Origin of the sequence: Mesorhizobium sp. M8A.F.Ca.ET.021.01.1.1 (assembly GCF_003998025.1) — a bacterium.
In the GTDB taxonomy this organism is placed as follows: domain Bacteria; phylum Pseudomonadota; class Alphaproteobacteria; order Rhizobiales; family Rhizobiaceae; genus Mesorhizobium.
The window spans coordinates 1-958 of record NZ_RZSJ01001000.1 but is presented as its reverse complement, the minus strand read 5'-3'; the positions used below and the strand labels follow the sequence as shown (position 1 = coordinate 958).

Here is a 958-nt window from a genome sequence, read left to right as displayed (position 1 = left end):
ACATCGCCGACCGCAGCTACGGCGTGAAGCTGGTCTCGACCACCAATCCGATCAACGACCCGACCGATCTGGAAAATGTCTTCCTCAAGACGGCGGATGGCCGCTTCGTGCCGATGTCGACCATCGCCACGCTGACCGAGCGCGCCGTGCCGCCGTCGCTGTCGCGCGAACAGCAGCAGCCTTCGGTGGCAATCACCTCCAACCTCTCAGGCAATTTCGCGCTTGGCGATGCGCTGACGCGTGCCGAGGAGATCGCCACGCCGCTCCTGCCGCCCGGCAGCCGCATCCTGCCGCTGGCCGAAGCCGCCACATTGGGCGAAACCAACAGCGCCATGGTCACCATCTTCGGCTTCGCCCTGATCATCATCCTTTTGGTGCTGGCCGCCCAATTCGAGAGTTTCGTCAGTGCCGTCATCATCATGGCGACAGTGCCGCTCGGCCTTGCCTGCGCCATTTTCGCGCTGCTGCTGTCGGGCACCAGCCTCAATGCCTACAGCCAGATCGGCCTGGTGCTTCTGGTCGGCGTCATGGCCAAGAACGGCATCCTGATCGTCGAATTCGCCAATCAACTGCGTGATCGGGGACTGGGCGTACGCGAAGCGATCGAGCAGGCCTCCACCATCCGCCTGCGGCCGGTGATGATGACGATGATCTGCACCATTCTTGGCGGTGTGCCGCTTGTGCTGGCCGCCGGCGCGGGCGCGGAGGCACGCGTGGCGCTCGGCTGGGTGATCGTCGGCGGGCTTGGCCTGGCCACCGTCTCGACGCTGTTCCTGACACCGGTCGCCTATCTCCTGCTTGGCCGCTTCGTCACCCCGAAGACCCATGAGGAAGCGCGGCTGAAGCGCGAACTCGAGGAAGCCGCCTACACCAATGTGGAACCGGCGGAATAGAGATAGCTATTTCAGCAGCCGGCCTTCGATCGACCAGCGCGCGGCAAGGAAGTTCAGCACAGCCG

Annotated in this window: 1 protein-coding gene; it reads left to right on the top strand. The window is 64.3% G+C overall.

The window, feature by feature from the left end:
* Positions 1-893: efflux RND transporter permease subunit (locus EOA36_RS36170; protein ID WP_145969541.1), on the top strand; the 893-nt coding region annotated here is incomplete at its 5' end.
* Positions 894-958: the final 65 nt, after the last annotated feature.